The organism is Psychrobacter piechaudii (genome assembly GCF_900162825.1).
GTDB lineage: Bacteria > Pseudomonadota > Gammaproteobacteria > Pseudomonadales > Moraxellaceae > Psychrobacter > Psychrobacter piechaudii.
On record NZ_FUGE01000110.1, the window covers coordinates 17,857 to 36,928 of the forward strand.

General features: G+C 40.9%; 16 protein-coding genes. 9 read left to right on the forward strand and 7 right to left on the reverse strand.

Annotation, left to right across the window (positions count from 1 at the left end):
• Positions 1-245 precede the first annotated feature (245 nt).
• Entirely contained in the window at positions 246-1,658 is a 1,413-nt protein-coding gene (locus A1019T_RS05380) for an FAD-binding oxidoreductase (RefSeq protein WP_077450772.1), read from the forward strand.
• Positions 1,659-1,753: 95 nt separating this feature from the next.
• Here the strand turns inward: A1019T_RS05380 and A1019T_RS05385 are convergent, their stop codons facing one another.
• Complete coding sequence (locus A1019T_RS05385) at positions 1,754-2,395, reverse strand: BLUF domain-containing protein (protein ID WP_077450751.1); 642 nt, start codon at positions 2,393-2,395, stop codon at positions 1,754-1,756.
• Between the two features lie 571 nt (positions 2,396-2,966).
• Between A1019T_RS05385 and A1019T_RS05390 the strand changes: the two genes are divergently transcribed.
• Positions 2,967-4,604, forward strand: a complete 1,638-nt coding sequence (locus tag A1019T_RS05390) for a carbon-nitrogen hydrolase family protein (RefSeq protein WP_077450752.1) — start codon at positions 2,967-2,969, stop codon at positions 4,602-4,604.
• 66 nt (positions 4,605-4,670) lie between these two features.
• The gene (locus A1019T_RS05395; protein ID WP_077450753.1) at positions 4,671-5,222 is read left to right on the forward strand and encodes a protein disulfide oxidoreductase; all 552 of its coding nucleotides are present in this window, start codon (positions 4,671-4,673) and stop codon (positions 5,220-5,222) included.
• A gap of 62 nt (positions 5,223-5,284) precedes the next feature.
• Here the strand turns inward: A1019T_RS05395 and A1019T_RS05400 are convergent, their stop codons facing one another.
• On the reverse strand, positions 5,285-6,586 hold the full coding sequence (locus A1019T_RS05400) for an oxygenase MpaB family protein (protein WP_077450754.1): 1,302 nt from the start codon (positions 6,584-6,586) through the stop codon (positions 5,285-5,287).
• Positions 6,587-6,898: 312 nt separating this feature from the next.
• Between A1019T_RS05400 and A1019T_RS05405 the strand changes: the two genes are divergently transcribed.
• The gene (locus A1019T_RS05405) at positions 6,899-8,284 is read left to right on the forward strand and encodes a solute carrier family 23 protein (protein ID WP_077450755.1); all 1,386 of its coding nucleotides are present in this window, start codon (positions 6,899-6,901) and stop codon (positions 8,282-8,284) included.
• Positions 8,285-8,367: 83 nt separating this feature from the next.
• On the opposite strand, the gene A1019T_RS05410 is transcribed toward A1019T_RS05405, so the two are convergent.
• Positions 8,368-9,354, reverse strand: a complete 987-nt coding sequence (locus tag A1019T_RS05410; protein WP_077450756.1) for a DMT family transporter — start codon at positions 9,352-9,354, stop codon at positions 8,368-8,370.
• A gap of 117 nt (positions 9,355-9,471) precedes the next feature.
• Here A1019T_RS05410 and A1019T_RS05415 point away from each other — a divergent pair, with 117 nt between their 5' ends.
• Both A1019T_RS05415 and ppc read left to right on the forward strand, forming a co-directional pair.
• On the forward strand, positions 9,472-9,774 hold the full coding sequence (locus A1019T_RS05415) for a monooxygenase (RefSeq protein ID WP_077450757.1): 303 nt from the start codon (positions 9,472-9,474) through the stop codon (positions 9,772-9,774).
• 204 nt (positions 9,775-9,978) lie between these two features.
• The gene (gene ppc / locus A1019T_RS05420; RefSeq protein WP_077450758.1) at positions 9,979-12,759 is read left to right on the forward strand and encodes a phosphoenolpyruvate carboxylase; all 2,781 of its coding nucleotides are present in this window, start codon (positions 9,979-9,981) and stop codon (positions 12,757-12,759) included.
• Positions 12,760-12,888: 129 nt separating this feature from the next.
• Here the strand turns inward: ppc and A1019T_RS05425 are convergent, their stop codons facing one another.
• The 3 genes from A1019T_RS05425 to rpsB form a co-directional block, all read right to left on the reverse strand.
• The gene (locus A1019T_RS05425; protein ID WP_244156549.1) at positions 12,889-13,779 is read right to left on the reverse strand and encodes a hypothetical protein; all 891 of its coding nucleotides are present in this window, start codon (positions 13,777-13,779) and stop codon (positions 12,889-12,891) included.
• A 217-nt stretch (positions 13,780-13,996) separates the two neighbouring features.
• Positions 13,997-14,875 (reverse strand): translation elongation factor Ts, encoded by an 879-nt coding sequence (gene tsf / locus A1019T_RS05430; RefSeq protein WP_077450760.1) that lies wholly within the window; start codon positions 14,873-14,875, stop codon positions 13,997-13,999.
• Positions 14,876-15,120: 245 nt separating this feature from the next.
• The gene (rpsB, locus tag A1019T_RS05435) at positions 15,121-15,909 is read right to left on the reverse strand and encodes a 30S ribosomal protein S2 (protein ID WP_077450761.1); all 789 of its coding nucleotides are present in this window, start codon (positions 15,907-15,909) and stop codon (positions 15,121-15,123) included.
• A gap of 560 nt (positions 15,910-16,469) precedes the next feature.
• Here rpsB and map point away from each other — a divergent pair.
• The gene (map, locus tag A1019T_RS05440) at positions 16,470-17,333 is read left to right on the forward strand and encodes a type I methionyl aminopeptidase (protein WP_279626172.1); all 864 of its coding nucleotides are present in this window, start codon (positions 16,470-16,472) and stop codon (positions 17,331-17,333) included.
• A gap of 238 nt (positions 17,334-17,571) precedes the next feature.
• Here map and A1019T_RS05445 read toward each other — a convergent pair whose 3' ends face one another.
• Positions 17,572-17,964 carry a surface-adhesin E family protein gene (locus A1019T_RS05445; protein ID WP_077450762.1) on the reverse strand — a complete coding sequence of 131 codons (393 nt, stop codon included), beginning with the start codon at positions 17,962-17,964 and terminating at the stop codon, positions 17,572-17,574.
• 305 nt (positions 17,965-18,269) lie between these two features.
• On the opposite strand from A1019T_RS05445, the gene A1019T_RS05450 reads away from it, so the two are divergent.
• Entirely contained in the window at positions 18,270-18,707 is a 438-nt protein-coding gene (locus tag A1019T_RS05450; RefSeq protein ID WP_077450763.1) for a hypothetical protein, read from the forward strand.
• Complete coding sequence (locus A1019T_RS05455) at positions 18,682-18,885, forward strand: hypothetical protein (protein ID WP_143514088.1); 204 nt, start codon at positions 18,682-18,684, stop codon at positions 18,883-18,885. The genes A1019T_RS05450 and A1019T_RS05455 overlap by 26 nt, the downstream gene beginning before the upstream one ends.
• Positions 18,886-19,072 lie beyond the last annotated feature (187 nt).

The following is a 19,072-nucleotide window of genomic DNA, read 5'->3' on the forward strand; positions in this document are numbered from 1 at the left end:
TTTATTATTTTGGCAGACTAAATTATGAATAAAGCCCTGTCAAATGCGACTATAATGGTAAACTTTCAGTTATGCGGTTTGTCGCAACTGGCTTTTGTTTGTTTGTAACTTGTTTTGTATCATAAACTTTTGTAGAGACCAATATGACTGCACCCAATGTTTTAAATAATGCTTCCGCTGCTCATGAGCTGGCACACAGTTCAGATCAATCCTTAGTTGATGCTCCAGAGCTTTCAAAACAACAAATAACTGACCCTGCAGCATTAACCGCTCTACTCACCAGCCTAACTACTAGCCACGGCTTTGACAACAGCCAAATTAAAACCGATGCTGAGAGCCTAGAGCATTGGGGTAAAGACTGGACCAAACATTTTGCCCCTGCCCCTTGTGCCATTGTTTTTCCCAAATCCACTGAACAAGTGCAAGCGGTAATAAAGCTTGCGAATGAGCACAACATTGTTGTCACTCCGAGCGGTGGCCGTACCGGTCTGTCTGCTGGTGCTGTGGCCAGTAATGGTGAGATTGTCATTAGCCTAGATAAAATGAATAAGATTGGTGAATTCTACCCAGCCGATAGAATGGTTGAGATTGAAGCCGGTGTCATCACTGAGCAATTACAGCAGTTTGCTGAAGACAAAGGCTTATATTACCCAGTCGACTTTGCTTCAGCCGGCTCTAGTCAAATAGGCGGTAATATCGGTACCAATGCCGGCGGTATTAAAGTGATTCGTTATGGCATGACTCGTAACTGGGTATTAGGTCTGACTGTGGTTACTGGTAAAGGCGATATTTTAGAGCTGAACCGCGGTATGATTAAAAACGCCACCGGTTATGACTTACGTCATTTGTTTATCGGCGCTGAAGGTACTTTAGGTATCGTTACCAAAGCACAGATCAAGCTTGAGCGAGCGCCGCAAGATTTAACAGTGATGGTATTTGGCATGGATGAGTTTGAGCACGTGATGAACGTGTTGTCCGCTTTCCAATCACAACTAGATTTAACCGCCTTTGAATTCTTTGATGAAGTGGCAATTGATAAATTAATGGCCACCGGTCATGTTCAACAGCCATTTGAGGCGCGTACCAAATACTATGCCCTGCTAGAATTTGAAGCCCCCTACGAGCCGATTATGGAAAAAGCGATGGCCATGTTTGAGCAGTGTATGGAGAACGGCTGGATTGTGGATGGGGTGATGAGTCAAAGCCTATCGCAAGCGGCGGAGCTGTGGAAATTGCGTGAGTATATCTCAGAGACCATCTCTGTATTCACTCCCTACAAAAACGATGTGTCAGTTCTAATTAGCTATGTGCCTGAGTTTATTAAAGACATTGAGGCCGTGGTAAACGCCAATTATCCTGACTTTGAGATTTGTTGGTTTGGTCATATTGGCGATGGCAACTTGCATCTAAACATCTTAAAGCCGGAGAACCTATCTAAAGATGAGTTCTTCGAGAAGTGCCAAAGCGTGAATGATTTAGTGTTCCAAACTGTGCAAAAATACGGCGGCTCGGTATCAGCAGAACACGGCGTGGGCATGACCAAAAAGCCTTATCTAAGCTATAGCCGCAGTGAAACTGAGATTGAGTATTTAAAAGAATTGAAGAAGGTATTTGATCCAAAAGGTATTATGAACCGTGGGAAGATTTTTGATGTTTAAGTCAGCTTTATAGCATCAAGCTAATGCTGTTTAAGCTGTCTTTCTTTTTAACTCCTTTTTTAAATCATGATGTTTCTTAAAAAATTGCCCTTTATTTAATTAAAGGGCAATCGAAACAATAGCACTATGGCGACAAGGGTCAAAATAGCCAACACACTTTGAACCAAGATAAAGGCCTGATGCGGTCCTACCACATGCTGAATCATGTTTCCCAAGGCATTGAGGCTAATGCCCGACTCCTGAACATGCGGTGGTGTTTGAATTTTTTGAATGGCGTGTAGGAACTCTTCTGTTTCCTCCTTATTCCATTGACTGGGTTTAAAAGGAAGAAACCTAGACAAAGTATCGGCCTGTTTTTTGGTCTCAGGAGACCATAGCCAACGCTCTAAAAACATCAAGCGCATACCCCAATTGCTGAACTCTCGCTGCTCAATAGGTTGCACTATCAGTATTTTTGCTTCTTTGTGCCGGGTATCATCAAAAATCTCTTGCAGCAAAGGCAGCAACACCTTTTTTTGTCCTTCCAAGCACTGCAAAAACTGACCATTTCCGTAGCAAAGTGTCCCTGTAATCCCATGTTGTTGATTATATCGACGAGCATCTTGCTCTACAGTCTGGAAAATAGCGGGCTTAAAACGGCTTTTGAAAGTCAGGCTACTAGCATAGACCAAACGAACCAAAGCGTTATCTTCTATTTTGCTTAACGCCGTGGCTGTACTGTGTTCGTTGAGAGGCATAATTCAGTCCTTAGTATGCATCACAGTTTGTTATCCAAAGCAGAATTAAATAGGGCATACATAATTTAATGTCAATAATACAATAAATTACGTTTTTTATATACTTATTAACATATAAATTAAATATTTGTTGTTTCAACTGTTTTTAAGCCTAGCTATACCTGCTATAAATTTTAATTTTTATATAGACCAGATAGATTGTCTGTCGGGACTAACTCAATTTGTAGTCTGAAAGCCATCAAGCGGATTAACGCAGGTTCACAACAATAATATATAGGTTACAATTCTTTAGTTTTCATCTACTTCCTGACCCTTATAATATGTTTTTTTATAATAATTTACTGCACAGTACCCTGTTGTTAGTAACCACTGCTCAGTATTGGCTGTTATTAATGAGCACTTAAGCAGCGGCCTCTTTTGTCTTGGCTAGCTGTAAATTATTTAGATTCACTTATTTATTTACTAATCATTTACTTATTGATGACACTAGCTAAGTTGATCACGCTATAGCCTCTTTATATTTATAAAAGCTTTAAATCCAAACTTTTCTATCCTCGCGACGAGTAATCCTATGACCCAAAAAACTGAAGACTTTCACTTAAAAATAGCTGAAATTAAGAAAAAAGATTATCCTCAACTGAAAACTTTGATGGACCGCGTTTACGTTAACTTAGGCGGTGCCTGGTCAAAAAATACCATCCATACCTTGATTGACTCTTTCCCTGAAGGACAAATCGCTTTATTTGACCATGATAAATTAATCGGTATGGTGTTAACCATGCGTGTTAATTATCAAAAATTCTCTAACCCGCATACTTATGATGACCTACTGGGGCAACGTGAGATTATTAAAGATGATCCCGAAGGCGATGCTCTATATGGTATTGATGCTCTAATTGATCCAGACTATCGTGGTTATCGCTTAGGGCGCCGTCTTTATGATGCTCGCAAAGAATTGTGCCGTCAGATGAACTTCAGAGCTATTTTGGCAGGGGGTCGTATTCCCAAATACCACAGTTACCAAGACATGACTCCAGGTGAGTATATTGATGCTGTTGAAAACCGTGAGATATACGACCCCACTCTATCTTTCCAACTGTCTAATGGCTTCATCGTTAAACGCATATTGACTGGCTATCTCCCTGATGATCAGCAGTCTAAAGGTTTTGCGACTTTATTAGAGTGGGCCAACATCTATTATGAGCCTCAGGATTATAAGCCCAATACTCGTAAAACCGATGTGCGCATTGGTGGCATTCAGTGGCAGATGCGTGAGGTGGAGTCTCCTGAAGAGTTATTACAACAAGTTGAGTTCTTCGTAGACATTATGGCCGACTATAATGCTGACTTTGCTTGTCTACCAGAATTCTTCAATGCGCCACTTATGGGGCTGTGTGAGTCAACCGATCAAAACATTGCGATTCGTTTTTTAGCCGACTACACCGAGTGGTTCAAAAATGAGATTTCAAATTTAGCCGTCAGTTATAACGTTAACGTCATCACCGGCTCTATGCCATTGTTTGATGAAAACGAAGAAGTGCTTTATAACGTCAGCTACTTATGTCGCCGTGATGGTACCGTTGAAGAACAACGCAAAATCCATATTACCCCACATGAGCGTAGTGCTTGGGTTATTGAGGGTGGCAACAAGGTACAAGTATTCGATACGGATGCTGGGCGCATTGGCATTTTGATTTGTTATGATGTAGAGTTCCCAGAGCTCGCTCGTTTATTGGCCCTAGAAGACATGGATATCTTGTTCGTTCCTTTCTGGACAGATACCAAAAACGGCTATTTACGCGTTCGCCACTGTGCCCAAGCTCGTGCTATTGAAAACGAATGCTATGTTATGATCTGCGGCTCTGTGGGTAACTTACCTCAAGTTGAAAGCTTAGATATTCAATATGCTCAGTCTTCGGTATTTTCTCCGTCTGACTTTGCTTTCCCACACGACGCAATCATGGCGGAAACCACCCCGAATACGGAGATGGTATTCTTCTCAGATTTAGACTTAGATAAGCTTATCCATGTGCGTAACGAAGGATCGGTCAATAACTTAAAAGACCGCCGTGAAGACTTATTTACCCTTAAATGGAAAAAGAAAGCTAAGAAATCTGTGGAACACAGCTCACCAGAAGAGTTAAAACAAAACTCTCATAGCGTCACAGAAGGGGTGCCTCTGCACGATAGAGCGACCAAACCCTTTTAAGTAAAAGCTTGATATAGAATTTCTCTGGCTTTTGAACCCATTTATTTATTAAAGATATGAATAACTATGATACAGGATCAAAAGTCAGTAGATGGCTTACAACTTGAAAAACCAAAGTCAAAACTGCTCTCTTGGGGCTGGTCTGCTCTTAAGTTCTTGGCGCTCTTTGCGGTTATCTACACTGCGATTAACTGGTGGCGACAACCGGTCATGCCAGCCGATCCTCAGCTGCAATTGACAGACTACCAAGGACAAAGCGTTGATATCGAAGCTCTGAGCCACGAGTCGCCGGTGTTGGTTTATTTTTGGGGAACTTGGTGCCCTATCTGTAGCACCACCTCTCCAAAAATAAATTCATTGGCGCAATCAGGCAACTACCCTGTGGTAAGCATTGCTGTTCAGTCTGGCAGTAATAAGGATATTGAGCAGTATATGACTGAGCACAACTACTCATTCACCACCATTAATGATGAGTCTGGCAAGATATTTAGTGACTGGGAGGGGCAAGTTACTCCCTCTTATGTGGTTCTTAAAGATGGCGAGATGAAGCAAGGCTTAACCGGTATTCAACCTGAGTGGTCACTTAAGTTAAGACTATGGCTATCTTCTTTATTTTAATCTCTTGATTCTAAACACTTACCTATCAATTTCTATTGATATACATTTTGGGTTGGTAACAGCTACTGACTATAATAGCTGTCATTTTTTCGCAGCCACCAGTTCATATTATTTTGTCGTTTCGCTCTAAAATCTTCAAGCTTGATAGCCGCCTTGCTATTATGACGCCTTAAAGTATCTAACCCAAACAATATAGGCACACTGACCAATACCACGTGACGTAGCCGAGACTTAGGCAACCCCAGCCCATCGCTAATATCATCACCGACAAGCGTGCGGGTCACACTGGCATTGACCAGCTCTACAAACCTGCCCTTTCTATTGTCCTCACCCATAATTTGTGACGGTAATCTATGCAGTGCATCTGCCAAGGGTTTACCTACTTCAAAGTCTAAATGCTGCGTCGCCAAATAAGTATAGAGCCACGCCCAGCAATCCGTCTCATTCTGTGGCAGACGCTTCAAATCAATACCCATCCACCAACTGGCTAAGTGCCATAAATGTAGGATACCTTTGGCCTCCTCTGCGCTAATTCTTGCGCCTAATATTCTTAGTCCACGCATGATAAGCAGCGAAAACTGTAGATGCGTGGCCACCATGTCGGTCTGATTGATAGGTGTGCCCCAATAGTCGCTATCCCAGCCTTCCTCAATAAGCTTTTGACGCACTATGGCATGTATTTGACGTACGTTGATGCTCTGACGCCACCCTTCACTACCGATGGCCAACACTGTTGGGGCATCATTAAGTCCAGGGTGTTCTGAAACTGCCAAAATATATGAGTAAGTGCGCATCAGTCTAGGCAATGCCTCATGAACCAAAGCACCGGTCTGTATTAATGGCAATGATAAAGCAGGAATACTGTATCCTGCCATTAAAGCCACATTCCTTAATAGCCAAATCAGCATTAAGGGGTAACGGCGATAGGCTATGGCACCAATTTCAGCCAAGTCCACATCAAACCACTCTGGATGAGTAGAAAATTGGCTAATCAGCTGCTGAAAATCAGGGTTATCGGTTAAGTCTTTTTTTAAGCTTAAGTTTATCTCTAAATCTAAATTAGGGTTTGATTCAATATTTAAAGGATTATTAGACTGAGCATCTAATTGACTCGATGCAGTGCTTGAGGGTTTTTGAAGAATGTAAGCTTGCAATGGTTTGGCAAATTTTCGATTATTCGCCAGTAGTCTATCGACAACCGGATCACCGATGTCATAGCCTTCTGCCATTTCTTCAAGCAATGCTGAAGATACTGTAAAATCCTTTGGTAATAAGAATTTGCGAATTCGCTTTAATACCTGTAACTCAGCATGCTGAGTTATCTGTGTGGTACGACCATGCTTTCGAATCATTGAGTTACTCATGTTAGATTTATCCTACTGAATATAAAGATGATAACAGGGGATAAAAAATATGCATTTAAATATGGTTTTAAATATTAGTATAGCCTGACTTAACTATTATTGAGTTAATATTACTTATTCTATACAAGTTGCTTAAGATTCATCTTTATCAACACTTCCATTATTTCATTGTTTATTTTAAATTGTCATCGCAACACTCTACTTATAACCTATTAAATTCGTCTATAATACATTTCCTTACAATACTACTGTCAACTTCTCCTCTATTAGCGTCATTAATACATCAATATAACCCCACACTAAGGACTACCTATGGACCCTCGCCCTGTGGATACTCCCACATCTCACACTGTAGAACCCACCCCTTTATATGAGTATGACCCTGACTTTAGTAATGGAAAATGGTTTCCGACTTGGAAGCCTTTCCAAGGGGATCTAGATCAGCATCCTGTCGCTATTAATGAGTACTTACCTGCCGGTAAAAGTATCATGCTAGGAGTACAGCATACGTTTGCTATGTTTGGGGCAACCGTGCTAGCGCCTTTATTAATGGGCTTTGATGTTAACCTTGCCATCTTAATGTCAGGTATCTGTACTATCTTATTCTTCTTGATGACGGGCGGACGTATGCCCAGTTATTTAGGCTCTAGCTTTGCTTTTATTGGCCCTGTTATTGCAGCCACGGCTTATGCCGGCAGTGGTCCTAATACCAATTTAAATGTGGCACTGGGCGCCATTATGGTGTGTGGTATTCTTTATGCTCTAGTGGGTCTGCTGGTGATGAAAATCGGTACCAACTGGATTGAAAAATTAATGCCTCCAGTGGTTACCGGTGCAATTGTGATGATTATTGGTCTGAACCTTGCGCCTGTTACGGTACAGGGAGTTTCGGCCAACCAGTTTGATGCTTGGATGGCGACGTTGACCGTAGTATTGATTAGTAGTGTGGCCATATTTACCCGAGGTATGCTGCGCCGTCTACTGCTACTTGTAGGCTTAATTCTGTCTTATGTGATTTATTATCTGGTAACCAACGTTATGGGCTTTGGGACTCCTATTGACTTTAGTGGCGTCCAACAAGCGGCCTGGTTTGGTATACCTACGACACATAAGCCAGAGTTTAGCTTGAATGCCATTATTCTTATTGCCCCAATTGCTTTTATTCTAATCGCTGAAAACCTAGGTCACTTTAAGGCAGTAGAGGGCATGACCAAGTCTCATGTTACCCCTTATATTGGTCGTGGCTTTTTAGCGGATGGTCTGGCCACCACTTTCTCTGCAGGCTTTGGTGGTACTGGGGTAACCACTTATGCGGAGAACATTGGGGTTATGGCGGTGACTAAGGTTTACAGCACCACCATTTTCGTTATGGCTGGTATTGTGGCTATCTTCTTAGGTTTATCACCGAAGTTTGGCGCTATTATTCAAAGCATCCCCCCTGCACTACTGGGCGGCGCTTCCATTGTGGTGTTTGGCTTAATTGCTGTGGCTGGTGTGAAAATCTGGATTGATAATAAGATCGACTTTAGCAAAAACAGTAACCTCATTATTGCTGCTGTGACCGTTATTATGGGGGCCGGTAACTTTAGCCTACATTTGGGTGGCTTTGACTTAGGCGGCATTGGTACAGCCACTTTAGCGGCCATCGTGCTAAACGCTTTATTCAATCGTGAAATTGCCAATAAGCGTCCAGCTTAGGCGGATTGGTTACGCCAATTATTTGTTAACCCTGTTAATAGTCTGAATATAAAAAAGCCCACAGTTAACGCTGTGGGCTTTTTTTATTTGCGGCGATAGAACCTGGAGAAAAACCGATAGCGTCGCATTTTGGTAGTTTGAGTTAATGGCTTGGGTTTTAATGAGCCTAGATAAATAGCAAACATGGTTAATCCAGCACCCGTCCACTGCAAGATATTAATCGACTTGTGTAACCAAAAATAGTCGATGAATAAGGCTGCAACAGGCTCACTTAAGAGTAATAACCCAGTTAATGCTAACGATAGTTTTGGGATTGAATAAGCAATCAAACCCCAAGCCAAGCACTGCATCACCGTGCCATAAACGATAATCCAGCCCAAATCAGAGAGCGAGTTTGGCAGTATTTGGCCTTTATCAAACAAAAACATGGGGATCAGCATAGCCAAGCTGCCCCCAATACTAATTCGCTGCATTAATAAAAATATGGGCGTTGGTGAGGCTTGGTGGGTTAAGCGAATAAAGGTCATCGATGCTGCCAACATACTGGCTGAGACGATACCGGTTATAAAACCATACGCAGCGTGATCGTTACTGGCAAACTCTGGGCTGGCAATAAATACCACACCCATCAGGGCAATAACCAAACTTATTAACTGTAATATGGTCTGACGCTCTTTAAATATTAAAAAGCCTATAGCCGCCAAAAAGAATATTTGTAAGCTATTGAGTAAGGTAGATATCCCTGGGCCGACCGCATAAATACTTTCATGCCATAACGCCAAATCCAAACCTAAAAAGGCACCAGACAGCAGGGCGAAAACAAGTGCTTTTTTATTATTTAGGCGGCTGTTGGTAATGTTAGGGTTGTTGTCATTGACATTGGGCATTTTTTGGCGAAATACTGTAGCCAAGATAGTAAAGACTATGCCAGATACTGCCAATCGCCAAAAGGCCATGGCATAGCCCCCTACCTCAACATGGGCAACGATAAGACTGCCTAACCCAAATATCACGCACCCAATAATCAGCCCAATCGCTGGCAACTGAGAGTTGTCCTTTTGTTGTATCATAAATCGACCTAACACTATCCCTTATAAAATAACGCGAAATCAGCTTGAATAGTGATAAGTATAACCTTACCTTAGAGATAGAAGATACTCTTTGAACAATATTATTTAGGAACCGCTATGAAATATTTACTACAAGTAGATTTTCCCTACTCAGGCCCTTTTGGTAATGAGTTTTTTACAGCCATGAAAGAATTGGCTGAAGACATTGCTACTGAACCTGGCCTTGTCTCAAAAATTTGGACCGAAAACGAAGAGACTCAAGAGGCAGGGGGTATTTATGTCTTTGACAATCTAAAGGATGCCCATCGCTACCTAGATAAGCATACCCAAAGGCTACACTCTTTTGGATTTACCGACATTAAAGCCAAAGTATTTAAAATCAATGAAGAGCTAAGTGCGATTTGTCATGCCAAATTTTAGTAAGTAATTACTATTTAATATTAAATAGATGATACGTCCTTAATTTTCAGGTATTGTTTTAATTAGAAGATTTCTATAAAGTTTTTTATAGGGCAATAACCCGCCCTTAAAGCGAAAAACAGAATAGAATGAATTAAATAAGACACACCATCACATAAAAGATTCAGCATATTAGACATAAGCTGTGAATTTAAGGACAAATAAATGCCATCGAATAATAATATTTTGCGTTCGCGCGTCAGATTACTCGGGTCGTTTTTAGGGGAAGCTATTGCTCGCCAATCAGGGCAAGAGACGGTTGAAACCATTGAAGTATTACGCAAGGGCTTCATTCAAGAGCGTCGCTCCCCTGATCCAAAAAATAAGCAAAAACTAATAGATCTCATTGCCTCTTTAGACAATAAGACGCTACAAAATGTTATTCGTGGCTTTTCAATTTATTTCTTTTTAGCCAACCTCACAGAAGAAAACTTCTTACAACAAGAGCGGCGCACCCTAAAACAGAACTCTTACCATTATTGGGAGGGCTCATTTCGCCACACTTTATTAGAGTGCAAAGAGCGCAATATTGAAGCGGATCAAATCAAAGAGTTGATCGATCACCTGAAGTTTATACCGGTATTTACTGCTCACCCTACCGAAGCTCGTCGCCGCACTACGATGAACATCTTGCAGAACCTTTACGCTCATAGCAATACCCTAAATGAGCTACCTGAAGGCAGCTTAGCTTATGAAGAAGCCAAACAAAAAACAGCTGAAGCCATTGATTTGCTGTGGTCATCGGATGAGGTTCGCACTCGCAAGCCCTTAGTTTTTGATGAGATTAATAACGGGCTGCACTACTTTAATGCCAGCTTATTTACCGCCATTCCTCAGGTATATCGCAATATAACAAATGCCATTGTAGACATTTACCCGGAATTGTCTGACTACCCGTTACCAGCCTTCTTACGCTTTGGCTCTTGGATTGGCGGTGATAGAGATGGCAACCCTTTTGTTACTCACGAAACCACAGAAATGGCAGTGTTGATGCATGCCAATACTGTGCTGCGTCATTACCGCGTTGTCCTCAAAAAGTTACGCCGTGAACTGATTCACAGTGACACCATCGTTGATATTTCTCCTGAAATCTATCAGCGTATTGAGGACTACCGTGACCTGGATCAAAAGGTGTTTTACTACAACCCAGAGGACTACAACCATGAACCTTACCGTAGGCTTCTATCCCTAATACTTGAAAAAATTTCAGCCACCAATCAATATATTCAAAGCCGAGGAGAGGATTTAGAGGCCGCAGCTTATGCTTACGCCAGTCCTGAGGCGCTATTAGATGACTTACGTCTAATTAGACAAAGTGTCAGTATTCATGATGAAGCCCACTCAAAAGGGTTGCTGCTAGATATGATTCGCTTGGTCAAAACTTGTGGCTTCCACCTTGCCTCCTTAGATATTCGTCAAGACTCCGCTTATCATGGTGAAGTTATTGCAGATATCTTTGACAGCGCCTCTAACCTACCCGACTATCGTAATCTTAGTGAAGAAGAGCGTCAGCAGTGGTTAACTCGTCTTCTGCAGCAGCCCGGCACACCGCTCATTTATAGCGACAACTTAAGTGAGCAAACTCATGAACAGCTGGCTTTAATGAACTCTATTGCTAAGCTCAGAAAACTGGTTGGTGAAGACACCTTTGGCAGCTATATCATCTCGATGACCAACAATGCCAGTCAACTGTTGGAAGTTTTATTATTAATGCGCTTTGCTGGCCTATCTGGTGTAGATGAGGAGGGCAATTTATTTGCAGCCTTACCTGTAGCCCCTCTGTTTGAAACCATCGATGACTTAAAGAACATCGATCATATTATGCCTGCAGTATTAGACAACCCACTGTATCGTCAACTATTGCAAGGCTCAGACAATATCCAAGAGATTATGTTGGGCTATTCAGATTCATCGAAAGATGGGGGCATTATTACCTCCGCTTGGCAACTATACAGCGCCCAACAGACCATCACTGAGATTGCGAAAAAGTACGGCATCCAAACCCGCTTATTTCACGGCCGCGGCGGATCTGTTAGCCGTGGGGGTGGCTCAACTCACCAAGCCATTGCTGCTCAGCCAGCAGGCACCCTAAATGGCCAAATTAAATTTACTGAGCAAGGGGAAGTGCTCTACGCCAAATACGCCAATCCAGACACAGCAGTATTCGAGTTGACCATGGGTATCACGGGTGCCTTAAAGGCCAGTTCGTCTCGCTTTGTTGAGCAACCCAAGCAGCTAACGAGCTATGAGTCCTTATTTGCGCGCTTAGCAGAAGCTGGAGAACAGCAGTACCGTGCGCTTACCGATAATACTGAAGGCTTCTATGAGTTTTATTCGCAAGCGACGCCCGTTCAAGAAATTTCATTATTAAATATTGGCTCCCGACCGGCTCACCGCAAAAAAGGCTTACCCAGCAAATCGACCATTCGCGCTATTCCGTGGGTATTTGGTTGGTCTTTGGCCCGCTTCACCTTACCAGCGTGGTACGGTGTAGGCAGTGCTCTTGATAGTGTTAAGCAAGATGAAGCGCTAATGAAAGAGATGAATGATAACTGGCCATTTTTTAAAGCCTTTATCAGTAATATTGAAATGGCATTCACCAAGTCCGAAATGAATATTGCCCGCGCTTATAGCCAGTTATGCGAAGATGAGACCTTACGTGAAACGGTGATGCAAGCCGTCATTAAGGAGCATGAGTTGACTCAGTCAGGGCTAAACTCCTTACTTGAGCAGCAATCCCTACTCTCTGGGCAACAGGAGCTGGCAAACTCCTTGGAGTGGCGTAATGCTTACTTAGACCCCATGAACTACATCCAGATTGAGCTGCTAAAGCGTCTGCGTCGTTCTGATAAAGCGCAACAAGAGGCTCACAACAGCTTAGATGTGGAAGACCCCTTAATTCGCAGTATCAACGCCTTGGCTGCAGGCCTACGTAATACGGGCTAAGAGCTTATAAATAAACTTAGCAACACAAAAAAGCCCATCACAATGTGATGGGCTTTTTACTGCTGCTTTTGACTACTATGATAGGAGGCACGGCGTAGACTATCTTGTGACTCAAAGTTGTGAGCTAAATTAGTACGACAGTCTTAATAGCTTCATAGAGCTAGGGACTGGTAAGGCTAAGCATTTAGTTTGATAACCACTTAACCATTGATTCATTATTTTTCTTTGTCTTGCATAGTGCGCAGCATGCTCTTGGGCTTCCCATGAGGGCCTAAAATCAAAAACATAGTTTTCATTTCTATTCTTTTTATTCTCAAAAACTAATCTATAAATCGTCTCGTGAAATAGTCTTTTTCGCCTAATATGATGATCAATTCTCTTGGTAATCTCAATGTTGTTATAAAGCAGTTGCTTAATACTTTTTTCAAAATCATTGATATAATAATCGACAGACAATTTAAATAAAGTTCTTCTCTTAGCTTGACCCTCTTCACAAATATACAGTGCGTTGACTAAAACCTTATACGTTCTTTTAAAATTCGTTATTTCTTTAAACTTTCGGTCATTCTCTACTTTATCTTTAGCCTGTTGATAATTTAAATTTTGATTAATATTAGACTCACTTTTAACAGTGCTCATCTCTTGTTCAAGCTGGGAAATATAGTCAAAGTAGACTTGACGCGCAGCTTTACATTGCTCATCAGTAACAGGCCAAGCTAGAGTCTTGTGAAAACCTAAGTGAAGTACGGTAATAACTTTACCACTCAACCCATCTTGTATGGCCACATAATAAAAATAATCTTTAGGGCTATAAAATAATAGATGCTTTTTATGATTGCCATACGTTCCATATTCTTGAGTGATATCAATACAAATATTTAGATCTAAAAAATGCATTAGCTCATGAGGTAGCATTGAAGTACGCTGTCGAATCCTTAAAGCGGCATGAGTGGAAGGATGTGAAAAGAAGGGCCTATCCTTGCTGTTTAGATCCTTGAAAATAATATCCGTATTTGGCATGTTCTCATAATGTGGTGAAAATAAAATGTATATTAAGCGACTATATTATATTAAATATCTTACTATTAACTAAAGCAAGTACAAATAAACGATAATAAAAAAGCCCATCACATTGTGATGGGCTTTTCGTATCATTAGTTCAGTCGTGATATCAGATTATATTAGGCTAAGCTGATACTCTCTAATCCAGACAAACTATATGAGACTGACCTTAAACTTACTTAGCAGCAGCGGCTTGAGCAGCAGCAACTTCAGCAGCGAAGTCTTCTTCTTTCTTCTCGATACCTTCACCAACTTCAAAGCGTACGAAGTTTTTAACAGTTACGCCTTCAGCTTTTAGAACATCGCCAACTTTCTTGTCGTTGTCCATTACGTATGCTTGACGAACCAATACCACTTCGTCTAGGTACTTACGTAGGCTACCTTCGATCATTTTTTCGATGATGTTATCAGGCTTGCCAGATTCACGAGCTTTGGCTTCAGCGATGTCTTTTTCACGAGCTAGAACATCAGCTGGTACGTCAGTGTCGTTAGCAGCTACTGGGTTGAATGCGGCGATGTGCATTGCTAGGCTCTTACCAGTTTCTTCGCTACCACCTTCAGTTGATACTACAACACCGATACGTAGACCGTGACGGTAAGAAGCTAAGTTGTCACCTTCAACGATTTGTGCACGACGTACTTGGATGTTTTCACCGATTTTTTGTACTAAAGATACACGAGCTTCTTCAACAGTTTGACCATTACCATAGTCAAGCTCAGAGATAGCGGCTACATCAGTAGTGTTGTTAGCTAGAGCTAGCTCAGCTACTTTGTTAGCAAATTCTGTGAAGTTGTCGTCTTTTGCTACGAAGTCAGTTTGGCAGTTTACTTCTAATAAAAGAGCTTTGTTGCCTTCTTGAGCGATAACGATAGCACCGTCAGCTGCGATGTTACCTGCTTTTTTAGCAGCTTTAGCTTGACCTGATTTACGTAGGTTGTCGATCGCTTGTTCAACATCACCACCAGTTTCTTCTAGTGCTTTTTTACATTCCATCATGCCAAGACCAGTACGGTCGCGAAGTTCTTTTACTAATTTAGCAGAAATATTAGACATATCTTTTCCTCTATTTGAGTAGTTATGGTGTAGAAAATTATTCGATCAATTGCGCAGTGTAAGTTTCTAAAATGACAAGGGCATGACGAGGTTTTCCACATCATGCCGCAATAAGTCATAGAGTACTTATGAGATTAAGTAACGGTTTAGAGTTATACCGTTTTTTATCATTCAGCTATTTAAGCTGAGTTACAGCACCGTCTAAAAAATGTTACTTAATTCAATTCTTCTGCTTGTTACTTCTATTACTCAGCTGAATCAGCTTCAGGGGCTGCAGCTTCTTCAGTTTGAACTTCTTCAGCAGCAGGAGCTTCAGCAGCACCGCCAGCTTGTGTTTTAGCGTATTCTTTACCAGCGATGATAGCGTCAGCCATACGAGTAACATATAAAGTTACAGCACGGATAGCGTCGTCGTTAGCTGGGATAACGTAGTCAACATTGTCTGGGTTTGAGTTAGTATCAACGATACCGATAACTGGGATACCTAAGTTTTTAGCTTCTTTAATAGCGATAGCTTCGTGATCAACGTCTACAACGAAGATAGCGTCAGGTAGACCGCCCATGTCTTTAATACCACCTAAAGAGCGCTCTAGTTTTTCCATTGCACGAGTACGCTCTAACGCTTCACGCTTAGTTAGCTTAGCGAAAGTACCGTCTTCTGCTTGTTTTTCTAGCTCTTTTAAACGGTTGATTGACTGACGTAAAGTTTTCCAGTTAGTCAACATACCACCTAACCAGCGATGGTCAACGTATGGCATGCCAGCACGTAAAGCTTGCTCACGGATTACACCACTTGCTGCACGCTTAGTACCAACAAATAAGATTTTGTTGTTCTTAGCCGCTAAACCGTTAACGTAAGTCAATGCTTCGTTGAACGCTTTAACAGTGTGCTCAAGGTTGATGATATGAATTTTGTTACGAGCACCAAAGATATATTGGTTCATTTTTGGGTTCCAAAAACGAGTTTGGTGACCGAAGTGAGCGCCCGCTTGTAGAAGGTCGCGCATTGGCATATTAGTTGGACTGTTTGACATGTGAATTCCTTAGTAAAATTGGGTTATGCCTCCACACTGCAAAAACTACCGATTTATCGACACGCATTTGTTTTATTAACCAGCTATAAGCCGTATAACCAAACAAATTAATCAAGCCGACAAACACCCAGTAATTCTTAAACGCAATGTGTGTGTCATTGGTTAAATAAATGAATATATATTTACTTTAGATACGTCTTAGAGACTAACCTTTTGGTTGCCCACAAGACAGAAAGAAAATAAGGTCGATATTTTACCACAAATAAAGTAAATATAGAAGTCTTGCCCTAACCCTATTTAATGGCAATTTACACCCACTTTAATAGAGGTCCAACCGGTCCGTAGAATAAGTGGCATAACACTTCTATAAATAAATGATTACGATGGCTATGCTATAATAGGCCCCTTATTAAGGCATTACCAAAAGCGCTTGGCTTGTATATATAAAAGTTTTGCTGCTATCAATTTTTTGCGATTAGTAAAAAGATAAGCCAAGGCAAGTACAAAGTAAGCAGCTTTCGTTATCAGACCTCTGATCCTTCCTGCACGTGGCCAATGCTATGCCTCGATGCTATATCAGCCGTCTTTTATTTCTCCAAACCAACTTGAAAAACAAAAATATTATGAGTAAAACAGACAATTTAATACTTGGCCCAGAAGCCATCGAAAAAATGCGTATTGCTGGTAAACTTGCCAGCGATGTTCTAGTCATGCTTGATGAGCATGTTAAAGAAGGCGTAACTACTGAAGCTTTAAACCAACTGGCTCATGACTATATTGTTAATGAGCAAGGTGCGATTCCTGCGCCGTTGAATTATGGCCAGCCCCCTTTCCCCAAATCTATCTGTACCTCAGTAAACCATGTGGTATGTCACGGTATTCCTAGCGATAATAAAATCTTAAAAGACGGTGATATTATCAATATCGATGTGACTGTAATTAAAGATGGCTATTATGGTGATACGTCAAAGATGTGGATTATTGGCGAAGGCTCAATCATGGCACAGCGTATCTGTGAAGTGGCACAAAAGGCGCTTTATGCGGGTATGAGCGTGGTAAAAAATGGCGCTCACTTAGGCGATATTGGCGCAGCCATTCAAGAAGTGGTAGAGCCTGAACGCTTTAGCATCGTTCGTGAATTCTGTGGTCATGGTATCAGTAATCAATTTCACCATGAGCCACAAGTGATGCACTACGGCCGTAAAGGTACTGGCATGGAGTTAAAAACTGGCATGACCTTTACTATTGAGCCGATGATCAACCAGGGCACTTGGAAGACCAAAATCTTACCTGATCAGTGGACAGCTATTACCAAGGACCGCAAATTAACCGCTCAGTGGGAACACACCTTAATGGTGACGGACAATGGCTGTGAAGTATTCACTACCCGTCCAGAAGAAGACTTAAGCTTCTTAACTGCTTAATTCAATAGAAAAGGCTGCTTAGGCAGTCTTTTTTTATATAACCTAAACTATTGTTTTATAAGTTTTTTTAACTATAGGTTTATGTAGCCGTTTTTGTAGCTATTTATTGGAGTAAGTGGCTCGGTATGGTGGCAATTGTAGGAGCTAAATTTAATTATCAATCGCTTGTCATTGGTGGAATATAGTGATTAAGATTTATTTTATACCGCAATTAATCCAAGTCCCTTGTCGCAAAATATCATTTTTTGATAGAGCAAACGAATTTTGCCGCTGCTTCACCAAAAGTATCTGGATAGCTATATGTAAACTCTGTTGGCTTATCACGTGCAAACACTCTTTTATCACCTAAATAGGAGCGCACTGATAGAGTCCTAAGTTTTATCGGTTTCTCATTACAATGAAATTCTCTTAAGGTAACAGTTTTATCGTAAGCAGATCCACCAATACCTTGGCTTTGTTCATATTCGTTTTTAATAAATGCCTTAGCGATATTATTTGATTGAGAAATGGAATCTAAATCAACATAGAGTTTTACTGCTACTGAATCACCCTCACCTATAAAAATCCAATTTGCTGCACTTACTGTTACTGACATTAAACCTGCCACTGCTAAAACCACTAACTTTTTCATACCACTCCCATTGCAAATTTTCTGATTATACCTCAAGCAATACACTTCACCTGCCAGCAAATAGCATCAAAAAGTGTGTATGACTCCCACACTAGGAAATAAACTCACCTATAAATGCTTTATAACTATCGGGTCTGTCTTGTCTCAAAATTATCAATTTCAATAATAATACTAACATTAGAATTAATTACCACTCTTTCATGCTGTTTAGCTGTGGTTAAGTATTGTCATTTTTATAGGCATCATAATCTGAAGCGACTATCTAGAATATCTGATATATTAATTCGATATAAAAGGAGTTAGATTTGAATAAATTATTAAGTATTGGTTTTTTAAGTTTAGCTTTAATTGGGTGCGGTGGAGAACCAACGGAAGATACTTCTACAGTGGAGTCAACTAAGACTTCAATTGAAGATACGTCTACAGCAAAATCGAATAAGACATCACTCGAAGATAGTTTAGGTCTTGGCATAACACTTGGTATAACACCAGTACAGTTTGGAGAGAGAGTTGATCCAATTTTGAGTCAGCTTGGCATAAATAGCGGTGACTGGAGCAAGTTTAATGATGAAGGTGAGTATTTTGACTCAATAATCAAAGACTATCCTAGAGACATAACTTTAAATGCCACCGTATATAAAAATGGTGAGCTTAGAAGTTTGCAATATATGTTGCCTACCATTGACGCTAGCGGTGCAGCACTTACATTAAGCAGCCTTGCATTCACTGCAGTTAGAAGATGAAAAAGCACAAGACGTCTCAATGGGTTCATTAGAGAGAGTAACTGGTAAATTTGTAGAGACCCAAGAGAGTCAAAGAGAGGTTAATGTGGTAGGTAGTAATGCTTATGTTGCTGAGGTATCAAAACTAGCTATTACATTTAGAGTTGATCCTACTGAAGTAAGCGAATATGTAGAGTAGAATATTTTAATCTAGATGAGAGAGTCCTGCCTTAATGAGTGGGACTTTTTTATGGCTACAATTAATAATCAATGTTTCAGTTCAGCTTGACTAGACCTGAGCATAATTTATTAAAAAGAAATACGATAGACAGTCTTTTTTTTTGACAAAAATGATGTAAACCTTATTAACATGGCTCTATACTGTA

What these genes read in the sequence shown, in the direction of transcription:
- rpsB (WP_077450761.1), bottom strand. Translation starts at nt 15,909, where the DNA reads ATGTCAAACAGTCCAACTAATATGCCAATGCGCGACCTTCTACAAGCG.
- A1019T_RS05400 (WP_077450754.1), bottom strand. Translation starts at nt 6,586, where the DNA reads ATGAGTAACTCAATGATTCGAAAGCATGGTCGTACCACACAGATAACT.
- A1019T_RS05415 (WP_077450757.1), top strand. Translation starts at nt 9,472, where the DNA reads ATGAAATATTTACTACAAGTAGATTTTCCCTACTCAGGCCCTTTTGGT.
- tsf (WP_077450760.1), bottom strand. Translation starts at nt 14,875, where the DNA reads ATGTCTAATATTTCTGCTAAATTAGTAAAAGAACTTCGCGACCGTACT.
- A1019T_RS05425 (WP_244156549.1), bottom strand. Translation starts at nt 13,779, where the DNA reads ATGCCAAATACGGATATTATTTTCAAGGATCTAAACAGCAAGGATAGG.
- map (WP_279626172.1), top strand. Translation starts at nt 16,470, where the DNA reads ATGCCTCGATGCTATATCAGCCGTCTTTTATTTCTCCAAACCAACTTG.
- ppc (WP_077450758.1), top strand. Translation starts at nt 9,979, where the DNA reads ATGCCATCGAATAATAATATTTTGCGTTCGCGCGTCAGATTACTCGGG.
- A1019T_RS05385 (WP_077450751.1), bottom strand. Translation starts at nt 2,395, where the DNA reads ATGCCTCTCAACGAACACAGTACAGCCACGGCGTTAAGCAAAATAGAA.
- A1019T_RS05445 (WP_077450762.1), bottom strand. Translation starts at nt 17,964, where the DNA reads ATGAAAAAGTTAGTGGTTTTAGCAGTGGCAGGTTTAATGTCAGTAACA.
- A1019T_RS05410 (WP_077450756.1), bottom strand. Translation starts at nt 9,354, where the DNA reads ATGATACAACAAAAGGACAACTCTCAGTTGCCAGCGATTGGGCTGATT.
- A1019T_RS05395 (WP_077450753.1), top strand. Translation starts at nt 4,671, where the DNA reads ATGATACAGGATCAAAAGTCAGTAGATGGCTTACAACTTGAAAAACCA.
- A1019T_RS05390 (WP_077450752.1), top strand. Translation starts at nt 2,967, where the DNA reads ATGACCCAAAAAACTGAAGACTTTCACTTAAAAATAGCTGAAATTAAG.
- A1019T_RS05405 (WP_077450755.1), top strand. Translation starts at nt 6,899, where the DNA reads ATGGACCCTCGCCCTGTGGATACTCCCACATCTCACACTGTAGAACCC.